Raw genomic sequence first — 20,625 nt, 5'->3', positions numbered from 1 at the left:
TTGATTTTAAGTTATAATACAAAGCGGAGGAACCCCTCCGCTTTTATTGGTATTAACTAATAAGAGAGAACTACTTATTGTATTAATTTATATTCTATTAAATAAAGATTTTCCGTTGTAGGATAAATGTCTTTAATTAAGGCCTTTAAAGTAGGCAAATTCATACCCTCTTGTTGAGCATGAAATTCATTTATCTCATTAAAATTTAAGGGTGATACAGAAATAATTTGTAACTTTCCATAATAAGTGCCATGTTCATTAGATAATAAATCAACAATAGTGTTTGGTTTATAGTGGCTTTCTGCTTCATCCCTAATTGTGATCACTTTAATACCGGCTAAAATTGAAGGGATTAAACGCTCAAAAAATGTAATATCTGTTGGTACAATCGCTGTTGATGCCATTTTATTTCATCTGTTATAAATTGATATTATGTTTATTATAACGGTTAATCGCTCTTGCTAATAGCCAATCTATCATGCTGATGATGAAGGGATTTTTCTCTTTGTAATAATTTTTCTTTGCGCTCAATCCCCCAACGATATCCAGATATTTCACCATTTTGTCTGATAACTCGATGGCAAGGGATCGCCACTGCTAGTTTATTTGATGCACAGGCATTCGCCACTGCTCGATAAGATTTTGGCGAACCAATTTTTTGAGCAATTTCTTGATATGTCATGGTACAACCAAAAGGAATATCTAATAATGCCCGCCAAACTTTTTGTTGAAATACTGTTCCTTGAATATCAAGTGGTAATGCCAAAGGTTGTGTTGGCAGTTCAACAAAACCAATGACTTGGGCAACCAATTTTTCAAACTCTTGGTTTGCACCAACAAGTTCAGCTTGAGGAAATTGTTTTTGTAATTCTTCTAATAAACACGCAGGATCATCGCCAAGTGTTATCGCACAAATGCCCTTTTCACTTTGAGCTACAAGGATATGGCCTAATGAGCAGATCCCTACAGCAAAAAAAATCACGATATTTTGTCCACCATTGCGCCAATGGGTTGGCGTCATACCTAATATGGCTGTCGCATTTTCATAAAATCGGCTATTCGCATTAAAGCCTGATTGATATATCGCATCTGTAATTGTTTTATCGCCAGCTAATGCTTTCTTAATTAGTTTGTGCCGATAAGCATTCGCATACTCTTTAGGTGTAATTCCCATTATAGATTTAAATCGTCGATGGAAATAATATGGGCTGGATTGAATATGTGCGGCGATGTCGGCAAGAGAAACATCACCCTGATTTTCTTCAATAAAACGGCAGGCTTGTTCAATAAGTTGATAATGTCTCTTTTCCATTTTAGTTCCTACATTTATGTATGCTGGATGAAGTCCATTATCAATAAACTTCTATTTAGATCACTCCGATTATTGCTCTTTAGTCTGCGCTTTCTTTAGATAATGCCCATAAATAGAGTGAAGCCGTTGAACCATAAGGAGAATAACGTTTACGATAGCGTTCAAAGCGTGTTCTATCTAAGCTTTGATGGCGATATAAACGCATGATACCACGCTGAATAGCTAAATCCCCCCAACTTAAAATATCAGGACGATTAAGTGATGAAATTAATAACATTTCAGCGGTCCAAATGCCAATACCTTTTAATTTTATTAGGGTATTGATCACCGCTTTATCAGACATAGCGGGGATTTGGTCTAAATCTAACGTATGATTTATAACTGAGTCTGCGATACCTTTAATATAACCGGCTTTACGCATTGTCATTCCACATTGCTGAATATCTTGCACTGATAAACTAGCAATATGTACAGGAGTATAAATACCATCACATAGGGTAAGTAAACGTTGCTGAACCGTGGTGGCAGCCGCAACAGAAATTTGCTGTTCAATAATATTTTTAATTAATGCTGTAAATAAATCAGGGGTAAGTGGACGTTTAATTTCCCCTATTCTTTCCATCACCGCGGCTAGACGCTTATCTTTTTGTTTTAAAAAAGAGATCTCTTTTTCACCATACTGAAAATACATAAAATCACGCTACTAATTAAGGTATTTATTAAAACAGTATAGCGTGCACTTCCCCCCATTATGCACTCTGTTTCTTGCTCTTTTTAGCAAATGTTAATATAAAAAGAGCAAACTATATGATTAATATAATGTTTTCATAATACGTTCAGGCAATTGTGCATCATATTTATCACCATCAAATTGTTGATGAGAAATGGATTTCAATATTTGTCCCGGTGCTGGAATAGTTGATTTATCAGCTAAATATTTGTTTTCCCACAAACCTGAACGAATAAGTGCCCTACCACATTGGAAAAATACGCGCTCAACATGGATGCGCAAGACAGAGCGAGGTAGTGCATTGTTATATTTAAAGCGTGCGAGTGTTTCTTCATCTATTAAAATTTCCGCATGACCATTAATTCGTAATGTTTCATTAATGCCGGGGACTAGCACTAATAAAGCAATCGCGGGATTAATTAACAAATTGCGCATGCTATCAATGCGGTTATTACCACGTCTATCGGGTAATAATAAAGTATGATCGTCTTCAATATGAATAAAACCTGGCTCATCGCCACGAGGAGAAACATCCATACCATCAGCACTATAAGTGGCTAATGCAACAAATGGTGTAGCTTCAATATAAGGGCGATAAAGGGGGTGAATAAAATCCACTTCTTTTAAGACCGATGGTTCGGCAGGTTGACCATAAATCTCTTCCAGTGTTTTCAGATCTTTTACAATGGTATTTTTCATAAGGTGGCCTTGTTATCATTTAGCTCATTCTTCATCATATACAAATTTCGTATAAAAAAAAGGTCACCATAAAATGTGACCTTTTCATCAATCTCATCAATCTATTAAGCCGTTAAAGCGAGTTTGGCACCAAATAATAAGAACAAAGCACCAATGCAACTATTCGATAATGATGCTAATCGTTTGTTATGCTTAACTTTATTAGTAATAGCAACGCCACCAAAAATAAGTACAGATAAGTAAAGCATGCTACATATTTCTAATATTACACCTAATACAAAAAAGGGAACCCCTGCATTTTCATATTTAGGATCAATAAATTGAATAAAAAATGACACATAAAAGATGATCATTTTTGGATTTAACAAACTTAAGAAAAGCGCTTTGATATATAAGCCGTTTTTCGCTTTTACAACCTCTACTGCAACCTGTTCCGGCTGCTCTTTTTTCTTATGGAATGTCGCATAGAGTGTTTTTAAACCTAAATAGGTTAAATAAAGTGCACCGGCATACTTGATCACAATAAAGAAAACGGGTGAAGTCTTGACTAATGAAGCAACCCCCAAAAATGCCAAAAAGATTAATAATGCATCACCCGTAAAAACACCAAGAGCGGCTTTATACCCCCCTTTTACGCCATGCTTCGCACTCGAAGTTAGGACGAAAATTGAATTTGGACCTGGTACTAGTGTAATAAAAATAACGCCTAAAAGGTATGTCCAAATATTTGAAATACCAATACTTTCTAACATATGACGCCTTTTTTAAAAAAATAATATGCTGTATATGTGGGCTATCATATCGATATTAATTTTTTTGTAAAACAATAAACTTATATTTAACGATAAATAAGTAAATTAAACTGGTTTTAGAGCTTAAATATAGTCTAATGATTCATTTTTTTATTTATATTTGGATTATATGACTGGTTTGAATGCAGGTAATAGTATGGTGCTGAAATTGCTTTTTTTATATAGATAAAATTCTTAATAAAGCATTTAAATAAGAATTATTGGCTGGTTTTTTAGCTATTTATGGGAGGAACAACCTATTGTATCCGCGATGTTATAGTCTATTTATCTTTTTGTGATGAGAGTCATAGTTATAAGCTATTTTTTATATAGAAATAACTATATATCTTTATGAAAAATAATTATTTTTTATAAATTTTGCATTTTTTAGCACATAAAGTGAGTATAATATTCACAAGGATTTACCAAAGTGATTATTCTTTAGTAGATCTATCCCTATTGTAGATTACCGATAACGTAATCTTACACATATTACATTGAAATTAGTGATATACATCACCCTGAGCAAATGCTAAGCCACTAAGATGACTTTTTATGGTAACTTTAGTGATACCGGAAAACGTATGATAAAAAGGCTATAATTGCTCAGCAACGACTACTAAAGATGGAACATCGATTATAGCCCGATGCCCTATTTGCTAAAAGATTTACATGTAGCAACAGACACATTGGTGACACTGTCACTTTTATTAGGTGAGTAAGTTGAACCAAATTAATCTACACAAGCGGATCCTCTGTTAGCCTCTTATCGCTTATCATGATTTATCTAGAGAACTATTATGGATGCACAACTGTATAAAGAGTTTAAAATTATAGAAAAAGCGTTTTGGTCAGAGATATGTGAAAACAATATTCGTATTGGTGATCATACCCACTGCTTTATGACACCGATGGACGCGCCTATTTTTAATTTTATCTATCTTCGTCAAGGCGCTAGCGAAAATACTTTCCAACAAGCAAGTACGCTGTTCTCCTCGCAAAAAAAAGGTCACATGCTGGTTCTGCCGGAATCTCTGTTGCCTGAATTTGAAGAGATAATAAAAAAAGCAGGTTATACGGGTGACGGTATGACAACCGCTATGTATCTCTCATTGTCTGATGCGACTTATCCCCCCTATAAAAATAACCCGTGCGATATTATTTTAACTAACCATGATCTTAAACAGTGGGCGCAACCATTGAAAACCGCCTTTCCTGTTGGTGACGATACGATAACTAATGAATATATTCGTTATCACCAAAAAGCGTTAGATAATGGTGCGACGATCCTTCATTATGCATTATTAGTTGCAGGGCAGCCTGTATCATCATTAACGCTGACATTACATGATAAACTAGCAAGATTTGACGATATTGGGACGGATATTGCCTATCAAGGCAATGGTTATGCCACACATTTAATTACTCACGTATTAGAGTTTTGTCGAGAGCAAGGTGTCGAGCGTTGTTTCTTAGATGCGTCAGCGGATGGTCTAGCGCTATATCGTAAATTTGGTTTTAAGCCACTTTTTAACTATTTAAGCTTTATTAACGAATAACCGCATACATTAAGAAGGCTCAATCAAGTTATTGAACCTTCTTTCAACCTTTAAAAGGCCTACGACAAAGCAAATGCTAATGCTATGTTATCTATGTTAAAATAACACCATTAAGCCATTACTTTCCCTCCAAACAGTGGCGATTAATTTTACCTTGCTAATAACTACTTTCTATATAGCTATCATAGCTATCGTCAATTTCCTCGTATTTATTATTTGATTTACTAGCTAAAACTACACTATTGATCTAGAGTTAGACATAATGTATAAGTTGTTATACATTTAATCTAACCAGAGTGAAATAGGAAAATACTATGAGTTCACATCTTGTGATGCAAAATATTGAAGCTCTTACATCGCCAGGGGGTCACTACTCTCATGTTGTTACAGCCAATAATATGTCCTTTATTTCAGGCCTATTACCTTTAGATAAAAACGGCGTGCCATTAACGGATAAACCTATTGAATTTCAAATTAATCAAGTGCTTGAAAATTTAAACGCTTGCCTTATAGGAATAAAAGCACAAAAAACCGATATTGCCCAAGTTAAGATGTATATTACAGACATTAACGAATGGCCTGTTGTCAATGAGTTATATGCAAAATGGATTGGTGAGCATAAACCGGCCAGATTAGTCGCGGGCGTAAAAGAGCTTCATTTTGGCAGTAAAATTGAAATTGAAGCCATGGTGATCAAGGAGCAAACTTTATGAATAAATTAGCGCTTCCTACTTACCCAGATGTGGTTGAAGCACATCAACGTATTTTGCCATATCTTAATAAAACACCTATCTTAACCTCTCGCACTATTAATGAGTTAACGGGTGCTCAATTCTATTTTAAATGCGAAAACTTTCAGCGCATAGGCGCTTTTAAATTTCGCGGAGCAATGAATGCATTATCACAATTTACGGGCGAACAACGCAAAAATGGTGTGATAACTTTTTCATCAGGTAATCATGCTCAAGCTATTGCACTATCGGCAAAATTATTAGGTATTCCAGCTACAATTATCATGCCTGAAGATGCCCCCACCGCTAAGATGCAAGCAACAAAAGGTTATGGTGGTAGAGTCATTCTATATAACCGTTATACACAAGATCGCGAAGAGATAGGACAAAAACTTGCTCAAGAAGAAGGATTAACTTTAATACCACCTTACGATCATCCTCACGTTATTGCCGGTCAAGGTACTGCAGCTAAAGAGTTATTCGAGGAAGTTGGTGAGTTAGATATGCTGTTTGTTCCCTTAGGGGGAGGTGGTTTACTTTCAGGTTCATTATTATCAACCAAAGCCCTTTCGCCACATTGTAGAATTTTTGGTGTTGAGCCTTTAGCGGGAAATGACGGACAACAATCATTACGCAAAGGTGAGATAATTTATATTGATACGCCAAAAACTATTGCAGATGGCGCACAAACTCAGCATTTAGGCGATTATACTTTTGAGATCATTCGCAACAACGTAGACGATATTTTAACAGCAACAGATGAAGAACTAATTTCTGCTATGCAATTTTATGCTCAGAGAATGAAAATCATTGTAGAGCCTACAGGCTGTTTAAGTTTAGCTGCAGCTCGTCAATTTGGTGATAAGTTAAAAGGCAAAAAAATTGGCATTATTATCAGTGGTGGCAATGTCGATATTATGCAATATGGTCATTTTTTATCACAAAAATAATTGAATAAATAGATGTTATTTATTATAAAAAAGCAGTATAGCTTGTTTTTTATACTGCTTAATATAATAAAGATATTTTGAAGCTGAGTCTCTGTTAATTAATTGAAAAAGCGATCCCCGCTTCTTTGCATAATTGCGTTAGATCTTCTTTCAATTGTTGGTTTTCTTCAGGTAATAAATCAAGTTGAGGTAAACGCATATGACCACCATTTAAGCCACGCATAGTTAATGCTGACTTAAATATCGCCATGTTCGCGCCTGATTTCAAAGCATCACTAAATTTCACACAAAATTGTTGCCAGTGCTTCGCTTCTTGATAATTACCCGTAATATAGGCTTGATACATATTCACAAATGGCTCAGGGAAAACACAGGCACATCCTGAAACTGTGCCATCACAGCCTGCATCTAATAAACCAAGGAATAATTTATCGTAGCCATGAAGTACTGAAAAATTATCTGTAACCGCTAAATAGCCAAGTGTCGTATTGTTATCGGCAAAACTGTATTTTATACCAATCACATTTTTGCATTGTTGCTGAATTTTAGCCGCTAATTCAGGCTTGATATTATTAGCCGCACATTGTGGAATGTTATAAAGATAGATTGGGAAATTCTCTGGTACGCTATTGGCGATAGTCACAAAATAGTGCTCTAATTCTCTGTCTGTGGCAGCAAAAAATTGTGGCGTCACTACACCAATACCATCGGCACCAATTTCTACAGCATGTTTGGCGAGTTCAATGGTTTCTGTTACCGTCATTGCGCCAACATGAATAAAAACAGGTAAACGTTTATTTGCCGTCTCTACTACGGTTTGTGCCACACTTTTACGCTCTGATGCAGATAAACGCAACATTTCTCCGGTCGTGCCACAAGGATAAAGGCAATCAACACCTTTAGTGATCAACATATTAGTTAATGCAGACAACGCGTTGATGTCCACATGATCATTTGAATCAAACGGAGTAACCATCGCCACTGTAACGCCAAATAATTTTTTCATGTAAGAGCCTTTTATTTATTCAATCAAATTGCTTCAACAATAACGTTAATCGCTAACATTCCGGGATCGTCTAATCCTATCGATTTTTCTGGGAACATACGGGCACGTCCCAATAAATTAGGCTTAGGGCGAAATTCATTTAGCGTATTATTAATACTTTTTAAAGCGGTGGGTTTTAGTTCAGTCAGAGATGAGATTGACGCTAGATCTTCAGATAAATGATAAAGAATATCTAATACTGACTTTTGCCCTAATTCCCCTTTTCCTCTCGCCATCATGCTTTGGTATGCGACCGTCAATAGTGGGGAAATATCAGTAAGCGCTATTTCTTGCAGGTGGTTTTCTTTGCAATATTTGGCCATTGCCATAAAAGCCGTTGCTTGCAAAGTACCAAAAGAAGACGCACAGGCTTTTTGTAATGATTTGCTGCATTGAAAAAGCGCTTTGCTTAAATCGTCAGGCCAATCTTGGGCATCGTTAGCAATTTGTCGCCATCCTTTTTGCATGGTTACCCCTAAATCACCGTCACCAAGTTGGCTATCTGCTTCACATAGTCTATTTTGAGACTGTTCACAGGCAATTGCGATACGTTGTACTGCAAGTTTTATATTATCGAGTGTAATATTAGTCATCATCACACTCTCCAAAATGCACAGTGTGCAGGTGCATTCAATAAAGCTTCAAGCTCATCATCAAGTTTACAAAAAGTTAAGCTAGCACCGGTCATTTCCATTGATGTTGCATAACGGCCGACTAATGGGTGAATGATAGTCGCCCCTGTATTATCAATAAGTTGAACAACTTTATTATATAAAATATAGAGTTCTTCTAAAGGCGTTGCACCTAACGAATTGACTAGTACTGAGACTTTATCACCCTTTTTTAGTGATAATTCGGTTTGTAAACGTTGAAACATTTCTTCTGCAATATCATCTGCACTACGTAATTTATCGCGCCAAATTCCTGGTTCACCGTGGATCCCCATTCCCATTTCCATTTCATCGTCAGCTATTTCAAAGGTAGGATGTCCAACAGCGGGTAAGGTGCAAGATGTTAAGGCACAGCCTATTGTTCGCGTGTTTTCCATGGTTTTTTGAGCAATGCGGGTCACCTCATCAAGAGATGCCCCTTCTTGAGCTTTGGCCCCTGCCATTTTAAAACCATAAATCATTCCAGCCACACCACGACGTTTATGCGCTTCTTCTGGTGTTGCAGAAGCAATATCATCTGTCGCTAACACCGTTGTACATCGAATATTATCTTCAAAATCTACCGTTTCAGAGGCCATATCAAAATTCATAATATCGCCACCATAATTACCATAGAGCAGTAATACCCCCTGCCCATTATCCGCAGCGCGTATCGCATCAGCCATTAGATCTGCTGACGGTGAGGCAAATACATCACCGACTGCGGCGGCATCTAATAAACCTTCACCTACATATCCGGTGAAAACGGGAAGGTGCCCTGATCCTCCGCCAGTAACAATTCCCACTTTAGCTTTATCTGAGCTGTTAGCTCGCGTAATTAAACGTGGTTGTGGTTGACGATAAATATCATTATGTGCAAGGCATAAGCCAGCTAATGTTTCATCAACATAATTTTCTGGTTTATTTAATATCTTTTTCATAAAAACACCCGATATTTTTATTTATCTACGGATATTGCCCTCTTAAATTAAAAATTAATTATTTAAGAAGCATTTTCCCTGGTATTGGATAGAATATGTGTATATTTTTTGAAAATAATAAATAGCTTATTAGTTATTTGGTTTTAAATGCGCTCCTAATTTGCATAGCGACAATTAATAGGAAAACACTGGCTAATACAATTGAAATAGGTCTATTAACAAAATTAATTAGCTCTCCGTCCGATTTCATCAACGAAGAAAGTAAATTCTTCTCTAGCATCGGCCCTAAAATCATCCCTAATATAATCGGTGAGATAGGAAAGTTACGCTGTTGAAGAAAATAGCCGATAACTCCCATCACCATCATAACCACAATGGATGACATCGTATTGGTAATAGCAAATGAACCGACAATACTAAATAAAATAATTGCTGGATAAAGAATTGCATTATCAATAGCAACAATTTTCTTTAAAAAATTAACAACAATAAAAGCTATAGGTAATAAGATTAAATTCGCAATAAAGAAAATGATAAAAACGGCGTACAGTTTATCTGGATTAAATAAAAAGAGAGTTGGTCCAGGTTGCATATCTTTCATATACAATACACCAATGATAATAGCTGCCGCGGAATCACCGGGAATACCAAAAACCAATGAAGGTATCCAACTTCCTGCTAAACTAGCATTATTACTTGCTGATGCATCAACAATACCTTCTTCTGAGCCTTGCCCATACTTTTGCGGTTTTTTTGATAATTTTTTAGATACCGCATAAGAGATCCACGCAGCGATATCGGCACCAGCACCGGGTAAAGCACCTATCAATGTACCAATAATACCACTACGGAAAATGCCCCCTTTACGTTGGCAAACAACCTTTCCCAGCCCTTTAAAAATATTATATGAGCTATTATCTGTATTAACTGCTAATTTAATTTGCTTTTCTTTCCAGCGATCGACGTAATATTTAATCGCACCAGAGATAGCAAATAGCCCTATCATGGCGGGAATAAAACTAACACCTTGCATTAAAGAGACTTCACCAAAGGTAAAACGGGCTTGTCCTGTAAATTCATCGTAGCCAATAGTGGCTAAAGCAATACCGAAAAACAGTGCTAGCAAACTTTTTCTAATTTGAGCGCCAGAAACAATAGTGGCGCAGCTTAATCCAATTAAAGTAAGCCACATATATTCGTAAGAGCTAAATTTAAGTGCAAACTCGGCTAATAACGGAGCGGTTGACGCTAAAATAATTGTGCCGATCACCCCACCAATAACGGAGCTTGTTAATGACATCCCTAATACACGATTAGTTTTACCTTCTTTAACCAATGTATGAGCATCGTTAGTATAAGCTGCAGAGGCGGGTGTTCCGGGAATATTTAATAATGCCCCTGGAATATCGCCGGCAAATATCGAGGATGCACCTACGGAGATCATCAGTGCTAATGCAGGAATTGGATCAAGAAAGAAAGTAAAAGGCACCATTAAAGCAATTGCCATGGTTGATGTTAACCCCGGAATTGCTCCAACAAATAAACCAAATAAGCAAGCGCCTATGACAACAAGTATTGTCGTGTAATCAATATAAGCTAATGCGCTAATAAATATATCCATACTGTTTTTCTCTATTTATTAAAATAATTGAGGTAGCGGTACTAACAGTACAGCGGTAAATAAATAATAAACGCCTAATACAATTCCAGCAGAAATAATAAAACTAAATATTGGTTTTACTTTTGCGTATTTCATCATTAACGGTGCAATAACAATAAATCCCGTAACAATAAAACCAAGGTATTCAGCAAAAAACACATAAAATAGAATGATACCAATAATTAATAACACAAATTTTATTTCATGCCATGTCACCAAAGGTGTATCCATTTGCTGCTTTTTTGCAAAAATATCTAATAATGAAAAAACAATCATTCCTCCACCAATTAGTGAAGGCATAAAAGCCGCACCATATTCACTAAAATCACCTAATGAATAGGCGCTATAAATAATAAGAAATAATCCAAATAGGCAAAATATAAATGATAATATATGACGATTTAGCATAGGCATAAAAACGGCTATTATCAGCCGTTTCCTCAGTTATTTTTTTATAATTTCGCCAAACTTTTTATCTTCATTGGCCATAAATTGTGTCGCATCATCACCATACAATTCAATGACTTCAAATCCTTGTTTATTAGCAAATTCAGCTAATTCACCTGAAGCATAAACTTTCTTCATTGCTGCGGTAAGCTTATCTTGTGCTTCTTTATCAAGTCCTTTAGGGGCAACTAACATATTCCATGCTTGTAAATCCCAATCATAACCTGTTGCTTCTTTAAAGAGAGGAACATCAGGATAAAATGCCGATTTTTCATTAGACATAATGGCCATATGTTTGACTAATCCGGCTTTGACCATACTGTCAGCCTCACCTAATGAAGACGTTACAATATCAACGCCCCCTGAAGCTAACTCTTGTAATGCCGCACTGGCTCCTTGGGAAGGAATAAAGCGGATTGCGTTATCAGGTAAACCTGCTGCACGTAACATGCCAATATTATTAAGATGCCAGTGAGCGGGTAATAAAATGGAACAAGCTCCGCAGTGGCAACGCCCTTCTCCTGATGATTTGCTGGCATTAACGCGAGCACCCCATCGAGGACGATTAAAGATCTTTTTTGGTGCCTGTGCCGGCGTAGGTAAAACCTACGCCATGTTACAAGAAGCTCAACGTTTACATCAGCAAGGTATTGATGTCTTAGCTGGGGTTGTAGAAACCCATCAGCGCCAAGAAACGGCACAACAACTTGAGGGATTACCGTTATTACCGCCATTAAAATTACATTATCGTGGTAGAAAGCTCTCTGCCTTTAATTTAGATGCGGCCTTAGCAAGACATCCTGCGGTGATCTTAATGGATGAATTGGCTTTTAGTAATCCACATAAATGTCGTCATCCAAAACGTTGGCAAGATGTTGAAGAGTTACTTGATGCGGGCATCGATGTTTTAACCACCATTAATGTACAACATATTGAAAGTCTTAATGATATTGTTGGTAGTATTACTGGCATTCGCGTTCAAGAGACGATTCCTGATTATATCTTTGATAATGCCGATGAAGTAGTTATGGTCGACTTACCACCAGACGACCTACAACAGCGCTTAAATGAAGGCAAAGTTTATCTGGCAGGACAAGCAGAGCGTGCAATAGAGCATTTTTTTCGTAAAGGTAATTTGATTGCATTACGAGAGCTTGCCCTAAGACGAATGGCAGATCGCGTTGATTCCCAAGTAAAAGAATTCCGTGATAGCCAAGGTGGTACGCCTGTTTGGCATACTACTGATAGTTTAATGGTTTGTCTTGGTGCTCATGGAAGAAATGATAAATTAGTGCGTACTGCTGCTCGTTATGCTGCTGCTTTTGGTTGCCAATGGCATGCTATTTATGTTGAAACACCAAAGCTACATCAGATAGGTGAGCATAAACGCCGTGCTATTTTACATTCCCTCAAGTTAGCACAACACCTAGGGGCAAGAACGGCGATCCTTTCTGATAATCAAGCGGAAAAAGCGGTGATCCGCTATGCCAGAGAGCATAATTTAGGCAAGGTGATTATCGGTCAACGCCCCTATCAAAAGTGGCAATGGTTAAAACGTTGGGTCCGTATGCGTTTCGCAGAAAGGTTAGCGCGTTATGCACCTGACTTGCATGTTATCAGTGTCGCTTTAAATGAAGAAGAGCCGCGTTATAAAACAAAAACATTTGTGCCACAAAATGATAAATGGCGCCAAAATCTTAAAGGTTATCTAACAGCTATTGGTTTATGTCTAGCTATTACGCTTTTTTCACGTACTTTTTTGTTAGCGTTAGATAAGGCGAATTTAGTTACTCTTTATTTATTAGGCGTTGTTCTTATCGCGCTATTTTTTGGTCGTCGTCCTTCTATTTTTGCCGCTTTAATCAATGTGATAAGCTTTGATTTGTTCTTTGTACAACCGCATTTTTCACTGGCTGTATTAGATATGCAGTATTTAGTGACTTTTTCCGTAATGCTCATTGTTGGGTTAGTGGTGGGTAATTTAACTGCGGGAATGCGTTATCAAACCCGGGTTGCTCGTTATAGAGAACAACGCACTCGTCATTTATTTGAAATGACCCGAGAGCTGAGTCGGGCACTGACTTTAGAAGAAGTGGTACGTACTAGTTATCATTTCTTATCAAGTGCTTTTGATGCCAAAGTTTGTTTATTAATGCCTAATCATCATGGTGAATTAACGCCATACAATGCTGAAGGTATGGGACAACTTCCCATTGATAGTGGTATTGCCCGTTGGTGTTGGGATAAAGATCAAATCGCAGGTGCAGGAACGGATACCCTACCTAGTGTCCCTTATCAGTTGCACCCTATTAGCGCATCTCAACAAGTATTAGCGATTTTAGCGATTGAGCCAAATAATCTACGCCAAGTACTTATTCCTGAACAACAGCAACTCCTACAGACATTTAATGGCCTAATTGCCAATGCTCTTGAACGGTTACAACAGGCGGAAATGGCCGAACAATCTCGTATTAATATAGAACGAGAACAATTAAGAAATGCGCTCTTAGCCGCCCTTTCTCATGATCTAAAAACACCACTTACCGTCCTGTTTGGCCAGTCTGAAATTCTTCTTCTAGACTTAAGTGCTGAGGGCTCTGCTCATACTGAACAAGTTAGTCAGATCCGCCAACAAATTTTGACGACCTCCCGCTTAGTCAACAATTTACTGGATATGGCACGTATTCAATCTGGGGGGATCCAAGTCAACTTGCAGTGGAATTTACTGCAAGAAATTGCTGGAAGTGCAGTACGTTCACTCTCTTATTTACTTGATAAACACCCATTACAAATTGATATTCCAGCTGATTTATTACTCTATTGCGATAGTCTGTTAATTGAGCGCGTGTTAACTAATTTGTTAGAAAATGCAGTCAAATATACCGCATCACAAACTAAATTAGGCATAAAAGCTACGGTTGAAGAGGATCAAATTCATGTTGAAGTTTGGGATGAAGGCGCAGGTATTCCCACTGAACAATTGCAGCTTATTTTTAATAAATTTTCACGTGCAGTAAAAGAGTCCGCCATTCCGGGGGTTGGGCTGGGTCTTGCTATTTGCAGTGCTATTATCCACTTACATGAAGGTAAAATTTGGGCTGAAAATAATAAAAAAGGTGGAGCCAGTTTTCACTTTGTTTTACCTTTAAAATCACTACCGAATATTGATGAGATTGAAATAAAACAGTGACGCCATATAACATATTGATTGTTGAAGATGAAAAAGAGATCTTACGATTCGTTCGCCTTGCATTAGAGAACGAAGGTTTTCGTGTTTATGACGCCTCAGAATGTCAACGAGGATTAATAGAAGCAGCATCAAGAAAACCTGATTTAGTCATTCTTGATCTGGGATTACCTGATAAAGATGGGCTTTGCTTTATTCAAGATTTCCGCCAATGGAGTAGCACGCCGATTATTGTGTTATCCGCCAGAGATTCTGAACAAGATAAAGTTGATGCTTTAGACGCTGGAGCTGATGATTATTTAACTAAACCCTTCGGTATGAGTGAATTACTAGCTCGGGTTCGTGCTTCATTACGTCGCTTTGTCAAACAAGAAACAGAAACGACTCAATTTACATTTGGTGATATCACTATTGATTGGGTTAAAAGAATAGTCACTCGCCAAGGCGTACCCATTCACTTTACTCCGACCGAATTTCGTCTACTCAGTGAACTTGTCAACAATAGTGGAAAAGTATTAACTCAACGTCATTTAATGCAGCATGTTTGGGGGCCTAACTTTGTAGAGCATAGCCATTATTTGCGAATTTATATGGGGCATCTACGTCAGAAAATAGAAACCGATCCCACCTGTCCAGTGCACTTAATTACTGAAACGGGGATCGGTTATCGTTTTATGCCTTAAGTCTCTTTTTTCGGTTTATCAGAACGACTAAGCCATTGCAGATATCGTTTTTCTAAAACGTAACAGTGCCAATGCAAAAAAGACTGAGCCAATAATAATTAAAACGATAAATTGAGGCCAAACAATCGAGAAATCTGCGCCTCTATACAATATCGCTTGTGCAAGGCTGACAAAATGTGTGGTTGGCATAGTTTGCATCACATCTTGTACAAACTGAGGCATACTCTCTCTTGAGGTCATCCCTCCAGACAACATATTTAATGGCAACAATACCATAATCATCAATAAACCAAATTGTGGCATTGAGCGCGCCATAGTGCCTAAGAAAATACCAATGGATGTCGTTGCAAATAAACTTAACGCGACCCCACACATAAATAACAAAACAGAGCCTTCGATCGGCACATGTAGCAGTGATTTAACCACTAGCACTAAAGACATGGCCGACGCTAACAATACAACCAATCCCATTGACCATATTTTAGACAGCATGATCTCAAATGGTGTGACAGGCATAACTAATAAGTGTTCAATAGTGCCATGCTCTCGCTCTCGTATTAGTGCCGCCCCGGTTAATACAATAGATAGCATGGTAATGTTATTGATTATCGCCATAACTGAGCCAAACCAAGATTGTGTTAAGTTTGGGTTAAAGCTCATTCTAACTTCTAAATCCACAGGCAGTGGATCGTTAGTGCGCTCTTTAGCAAGAAAAGTTTTCGCTTCTCCCATAACGATATTTTGAATATAGCTATTTCCTAAGAAAGCTTGGCTCATCCGTGTTGCATCAATATTGACTTGAATTTCTGGCTTACGTCCTGCGAGTAGATCGCGTTGAAAATTAGGCGGAATATCTAACGCAAAAGTATAAGTTCCTCTATCTAATAAACCATCAATCTGCTCGGGTGTAATATCTGCAGGGGGTAAAAAGTAAGGCATATAAAAGCTATTGACAATACGGGCCGAAAGTTGAGATTTATCCTGATCAGCCACCGCTATCGGCGCATGGTGTAATGAGCCTGGTGTTACAGTAGCCGATGAGTATATTGATACGGTAAAGGCAAACACAATTAATGCCAGCATCGCCTTATCACGGGATAAACTTCGTAACTCTTTTATTCCTAAATTAAAAATATTTTGTACGGTATGCCACATTTAAGCCTCCTGCTTTTTCAAGAAAAAGACACTCAGCCCAATCACAATGGGGATCGTGATAAGTAACGGAATAAAAGACCAAGGCAAATCAAATAAGTTAAGTCCTTTTGAAAACGTTCCTCGAGTGATAGTAAGAAAGTGAGAAGTCGGATAAATATGCCCTATCCATTTACCAATACCTTCTAATGATGATACTGGGTCAATCATGCCGGAGAATTGCGTAGCAGGAATTAAGGTAATAATTGAAGTACCAAAAATAGCCGCAATCTGACTTTTCATAAAACAAGAAATCAGTAATCCCATTCCCGTAGCAATAGTGATATAAAGCAACGCCCCTAATGAGAGTGTTAACATGCTTCCTTTAAAACTGACACCAAAAACAAATACCGAAAGCGCACAGAGCATAAAAAAGTTAAACATTCCCAATAAAATATAGGGGATCTGTTTGCCTAATAAAAACTCGGCTTTAGTGACCGGAGTAACGTATAAATTAATAATAGAGCCTAGCTCTTTTTCACGTACCACACTCAAGGCGCTTAACATCGCGGGGATCATCATCAACAACAACGGAATAACCGCAGGTACTATAGCGGGTAAACTTTTTACATCAGGGTTATAACGATAACGGGTTTCGATATCAATGGGGGAAAATTGATCAACCATATTGGTAGGTTGACGCATGGCCATATCTAACATCCAAGTTAGATGCATTGCCTGAATATACCCACGGACAGTTTCTGCACGATTTGGCATCGCGCCATCAATCCAAACCCCTATTTTTACTTTATGTCCTTTAGCAACATCTCGAGCAAAATTAGGCGGAATTTCAATCGCAACAGTAATATCACCACTGCGGAGACGACGCTCAAGTTGGTTATAATCGGTAATCGGCGCTTTTTCAATAAAATAGCGAGAGCCTGATAGGTTTTGACTATAAGCCTGACTTAGCCCTGTTTGATCTCTATCCATAATGGCAAAGCGTAGGTTTTCAACATCCATACTGATGCCGTAACCCATAATAAACATCAATATTACCGTGCCTAGTAATGCTAAGGTAAGGCGTACTGGGTCACGGCGTAATTCCATCCCTTCACGAATGCTATAACTAAATAAACGGCGTAAACTAAATCGTTGTTTTAACGCTTTTTCCGCACTTTCTTCACTAGAGGCAGGCAATTGTAGCTGTTTATCTTCAATATCGGGCGTTTCTGTTTCACCGGATGCTTTTTTCAAATAATCAATAAATACTTCTTCTAGTGTATCAAATTGACTATTTTTCACTAAATTAGCCGGAGTATCTGTCACTAGCACTTTTCCGGCATGCATCAGAGACATTCTGTCACAGCGCGCCGCTTCATTCATAAAGTGGGTAGAGATAAAAATAGTGACACCGTCACGTCTTGAGAGATCAACCATCAGCTTCCAGAACATATCTCGAGCGATAGGGTCAACCCCAGAGGTGGGTTCATCAAGGATCAGCATTTCTGGTTTGTGGATCACTGCCACCGCTAACGATAAGCGTTGTCGAATACCTAAAGGTAAACCGTCAGGCATCATATCTTCCACATCGGTCAAATTAAAACGCTCACTCATTTCTTTGATACGTTGAGGAATATCCTGTTCTGGGATATGAAAGAGTTTGGCATGTAGCTCTAAATTTTGTCGAACCGTTAATTCGCTATACAGTGAGAATGCTTGCGACATATAACCAACGCGTTTACGGGTTTCGATATCTTTTGGATCAACCTCTTGCCCAAATAACCAAGCGCGCCCTTCACTTGCCTCAAGTAAACCTGTAAGCATTTTCATGGTGGTGGATTTACCACAACCATTCGAGCCTAGAAAACCAAAAATTTCGCCTTTAGGAATACGAAAACTGACATGATCAACAGCAACAAACTGACCAAAGCGCATTGTTAATTCTTTGGCCTCAATGGCGATAATATCGTCATCACTTTTATCCCGTGGAGGAATAATCACTTTTTGATGGTTTTTGCGTTTTTCTTCCGGTAAAAGCTCAATAAAAGCAGCTTCTAATTCATCTGTCGCCGTTTGCGCCTTTAATTCTTCCGCATGACCTGTGGCTAAAACCTTACCTGCATCCATTGCAACCAGCCAATCAAAACGCTCAGCCTCTTCCATATAAGCCGTCGCAACCAATACGCTCATATTGGTTTGACGTTTACGGATACGATTAATTAACTCCCAAAATTGCGCCCGTGATAATGGGTCAACCCCTGTGGTGGGTTCATCGAGGATCAGCAATTGTGGATCATGAATTAATGCACAGCAAAGCCCCAGTTTTTGCTTCATACCACCAGATAGTTTACCCGCAGGTCTATCCTTAAAAGGCGCTAACCCCGTACTTTCAAGTAAATCATTGATGCGCTCTTCTCGCTCTTGTTTGGATTGACCAAATAAGCGACCAAAGAAATCGACGTTTTCAAAAACAGAAAGTGTGTGATAAAGATTTTTACCTAACCCTTGTGGCATATAGGCAATTTTGGGGCAAACAGCTCGCCGGTGATTAACATCATTCATATCACCATTAAGTACTATCACTTGCCCTTGCTGAATTTCTCTGGCTCCTGAAATAAGAGAAATTAAACTCGATTTTCCGACACCATCCGGGCCTATTAAGCCGACCATTTTTCCGGCAGGAATAGTCAATGTCACATCATCAAGTGCTTTGGTATCACCATAATGTTGGGATACATGAGTCAATTCAATGATATGAGAATGACTTTGCGTTCTCATTAGTTGACTCATTGTGGTAATTTCACCTCTAAATCAGTCGGCCAAGGTTGGCTATTATCTAAGCGAATATAGGCACGTCCCGGTAAACCTGTTTTGACATATTCAAGGTGTTTCTCTAGTAATTCAGGGGAGATCCTCGCTCTTACACGAAACATCAGTTTCAAACGTTCATTGTCAGTTTCAACCGTTTTAGGGGTAAACTGTGCAACACTGGCAACATAAGTCGTTTTCGCAGGGATCACAATATGTGGGGCTGCGTCCAAAATAATATGGACATCACTGCCTAAGGCTGCTTTACCAGCGGCTTCAGTTGGCAAAAAGAATGTCATATACACATCACTAAGGTCGACCATATTTAACACTCGACCGCCAGCGCCTAGCACTTCACCGGGTTCCGCAACACGATATTGTACACGGCCATTACGAGGAGCTTTTAAGATACTATCATCCAACTCAGCCATAATACGTCGTTCGGTAGCTGTTGCTGCATCAACTTTAGTTTTTGCTTGAATAATTCCAGACTTTGCCGAATCAATTGCCGCAATGGTTGCAGTCACTTGTGCTTTTGCAGCTTCAACAGCAGCACGAGCCCCTTCGGTTCTTGCTATATCATCATCCAGTTGTTGAATGGAAATTGCTTTTGTTTTAACTAATGCTCGAGATCGGTTAAGGCGTTTTACTGATGCGTCAAGCTCTGCAATACGCTGACGAACAACCGCCTGCGCTGCAACTTGCTCACTTTGACGTTGAGAAAGTGCCGACTCTGCCGTCATAACGCTACTTTTGGCTTGCTCTAGTTGGGCTTGAACTTCATGAAGTTGCTCTTTTAAGGTACGAGTATCCATTGTTGCCAACACTTCACCCGCTTTAACAAAATCCCCCTCTTTAACCAAAATAGTGTCAATTCTTCCTGGTGTTTTGGTTGAAATATCAATTTCAGTAGCTTCAATTCTCCCATTACTTTGAGCAAACCCATCAGGGAGTGCTGGTGATTGTGTTTTCCACCAAAAAATACCTGCTGCAATAATTGCAACAATAATAATGCCGTAAACAAAAAAACGATTCGTTTTTTGATTTTTCATATAAATTATTTAACCTTCCTTTTGCCATAAATAACCCAATTTTTTGTGATTTACTGTGTGTAAGAAAATAGTTAAATAACAATTTTTAATTTTATTTCATCTTCTTTAAAAATAGTCCATTTATATATATAAAGCGAATTAAAATAAAATAAAAAAAGAGAAAAACAAAAGTTAACCATATGAATTATAAAATATAATAAGAATATGATAGTGTGTTGTGTGAATTTAATGTAGTACTTTTATCAC

Annotated in this window: 19 protein-coding genes; 5 read left to right on the top strand and 14 right to left on the bottom strand. The window is 38.0% G+C overall.

Translation table 11 applies throughout. From position 1 onward, the window contains the following. Positions 1-74: 74 nt before the first annotated feature. The 5 genes from yqfB to leuE all read right to left on the bottom strand — a co-directional run bounded on the left by yqfB (position 75) and on the right by leuE (position 3,493). A complete protein-coding gene (yqfB, locus tag PMI_RS05990; RefSeq protein WP_004242917.1) occupies positions 75-404 on the bottom strand; it encodes a N(4)-acetylcytidine aminohydrolase in 330 nt (109 codons plus the stop codon). 44 nt (positions 405-448) lie between these two features. After that, positions 449-1,312, bottom strand: coding sequence for a methylated-DNA--[protein]-cysteine S-methyltransferase (locus tag PMI_RS05985; protein WP_004242916.1), 864 nt, complete (start codon positions 1,310-1,312; stop codon positions 449-451). A 79-nt stretch (positions 1,313-1,391) separates the two neighbouring features. Next, positions 1,392-2,003: a DNA-3-methyladenine glycosylase family protein gene (locus tag PMI_RS05980; protein ID WP_004242913.1), complete on the bottom strand. Its 612-nt coding sequence runs from the start codon at positions 2,001-2,003 to the stop codon at positions 1,392-1,394. A 120-nt stretch (positions 2,004-2,123) separates the two neighbouring features. Next, entirely contained in the window at positions 2,124-2,741 is a 618-nt protein-coding gene (locus PMI_RS05975; RefSeq protein WP_004242912.1) for a pyridoxamine 5'-phosphate oxidase family protein, read from the bottom strand. A gap of 104 nt (positions 2,742-2,845) precedes the next feature. Then, positions 2,846-3,493, bottom strand: a complete 648-nt coding sequence (gene leuE / locus PMI_RS05970; RefSeq protein WP_012367915.1) for a leucine efflux protein LeuE — start codon at positions 3,491-3,493, stop codon at positions 2,846-2,848. A gap of 839 nt (positions 3,494-4,332) precedes the next feature. Between leuE and PMI_RS05965 the strand changes: the two genes are divergently transcribed. The 3 genes from PMI_RS05965 (at position 4,333) to PMI_RS05955 (ending at position 6,772) form a co-directional block, all read left to right on the top strand. Beyond that, entirely contained in the window at positions 4,333-5,091 is a 759-nt protein-coding gene (locus PMI_RS05965; RefSeq protein ID WP_004242909.1) for a GNAT family N-acetyltransferase, read from the top strand. Positions 5,092-5,405: 314 nt separating this feature from the next. Next, positions 5,406-5,804 (top strand): RidA family protein, encoded by a 399-nt coding sequence (locus PMI_RS05960; RefSeq protein WP_004242908.1) that lies wholly within the window; start codon positions 5,406-5,408, stop codon positions 5,802-5,804. After that, positions 5,801-6,772 (top strand): threo-3-hydroxy-L-aspartate ammonia-lyase, encoded by a 972-nt coding sequence (locus PMI_RS05955; RefSeq protein ID WP_004242906.1) that lies wholly within the window; start codon positions 5,801-5,803, stop codon positions 6,770-6,772. Before PMI_RS05960 ends, PMI_RS05955 begins: the two co-directional genes overlap by 4 nt. A 94-nt stretch (positions 6,773-6,866) precedes the next feature. Here the strand turns inward: PMI_RS05955 and PMI_RS05950 are convergent, their stop codons facing one another. The 6 genes from PMI_RS05950 to PMI_RS05925 all read right to left on the bottom strand — a co-directional run bounded on the left by PMI_RS05950 (position 6,867) and on the right by PMI_RS05925 (position 11,965). Continuing rightward, positions 6,867-7,778, bottom strand: a complete 912-nt coding sequence (locus PMI_RS05950; RefSeq protein WP_004242905.1) for a dihydrodipicolinate synthase family protein — start codon at positions 7,776-7,778, stop codon at positions 6,867-6,869. A gap of 23 nt (positions 7,779-7,801) precedes the next feature. Continuing rightward, complete coding sequence (locus tag PMI_RS05945; protein ID WP_004242903.1) at positions 7,802-8,413, bottom strand: dihydroxyacetone kinase subunit L; 612 nt, start codon at positions 8,411-8,413, stop codon at positions 7,802-7,804. Further along, positions 8,413-9,408 (bottom strand): dihydroxyacetone kinase subunit DhaK, encoded by a 996-nt coding sequence (locus tag PMI_RS05940; protein ID WP_004242899.1) that lies wholly within the window; start codon positions 9,406-9,408, stop codon positions 8,413-8,415. Before PMI_RS05940 ends, PMI_RS05945 begins: the two co-directional genes overlap by 1 nt. A gap of 133 nt (positions 9,409-9,541) precedes the next feature. Further along, complete coding sequence (locus PMI_RS05935) at positions 9,542-11,029, bottom strand: tripartite tricarboxylate transporter permease (protein ID WP_012367914.1); 1,488 nt, start codon at positions 11,027-11,029, stop codon at positions 9,542-9,544. An 18-nt stretch (positions 11,030-11,047) separates the two neighbouring features. Then, a complete protein-coding gene (locus tag PMI_RS05930; RefSeq protein WP_012367913.1) occupies positions 11,048-11,482 on the bottom strand; it encodes a tripartite tricarboxylate transporter TctB family protein in 435 nt (144 codons plus the stop codon). A gap of 30 nt (positions 11,483-11,512) precedes the next feature. Next, positions 11,513-11,965: a tripartite tricarboxylate transporter substrate-binding protein gene (locus tag PMI_RS05925; RefSeq protein WP_232504909.1), complete on the bottom strand. Its 453-nt coding sequence runs from the start codon at positions 11,963-11,965 to the stop codon at positions 11,513-11,515. Positions 11,966-12,002: 37 nt separating this feature from the next. On the opposite strand from PMI_RS05925, the gene kdpD reads away from it, so the two are divergent. Together kdpD and kdpE are read left to right on the top strand one after the other, a co-directional pair. Continuing rightward, positions 12,003-14,705: a two-component system sensor histidine kinase KdpD gene (gene kdpD, locus PMI_RS05920; protein WP_004242883.1), complete on the top strand. Its 2,703-nt coding sequence runs from the start codon at positions 12,003-12,005 to the stop codon at positions 14,703-14,705. Further along, the gene (kdpE, locus tag PMI_RS05915) at positions 14,702-15,385 is read left to right on the top strand and encodes a two-component system response regulator KdpE (protein WP_004242882.1); all 684 of its coding nucleotides are present in this window, start codon (positions 14,702-14,704) and stop codon (positions 15,383-15,385) included. The genes kdpD and kdpE overlap by 4 nt, the downstream gene beginning before the upstream one ends. Positions 15,386-15,412: 27 nt before the next feature. On the opposite strand, the gene PMI_RS05910 is transcribed toward kdpE, so the two are convergent. Genes PMI_RS05910 through PMI_RS05900 form a run of 3 tightly spaced genes read right to left on the bottom strand, consistent with a single transcriptional unit; the run spans position 15,413 to position 20,379 of the window. Further along, positions 15,413-16,540: an ABC transporter permease gene (locus PMI_RS05910; protein ID WP_004242881.1), complete on the bottom strand. Its 1,128-nt coding sequence runs from the start codon at positions 16,538-16,540 to the stop codon at positions 15,413-15,415. Further along, a complete protein-coding gene (gene rbbA, locus PMI_RS05905; RefSeq protein WP_012367912.1) occupies positions 16,541-19,309 on the bottom strand; it encodes a ribosome-associated ATPase/putative transporter RbbA in 2,769 nt (922 codons plus the stop codon). Beyond that, positions 19,306-20,379 carry an HlyD family secretion protein gene (locus PMI_RS05900; RefSeq protein ID WP_012367911.1) on the bottom strand — a complete coding sequence of 358 codons (1,074 nt, stop codon included), beginning with the start codon at positions 20,377-20,379 and terminating at the stop codon, positions 19,306-19,308. The genes rbbA and PMI_RS05900 overlap by 4 nt, the downstream gene beginning before the upstream one ends. Positions 20,380-20,625: the final 246 nt, after the last annotated feature.

The sequence above is a fragment of the Proteus mirabilis HI4320 genome (assembly GCF_000069965.1).
Lineage (GTDB): Bacteria > Pseudomonadota > Gammaproteobacteria > Enterobacterales > Enterobacteriaceae > Proteus > Proteus mirabilis.
This window is presented reverse-complemented; position numbering and strand designations above follow the sequence as displayed.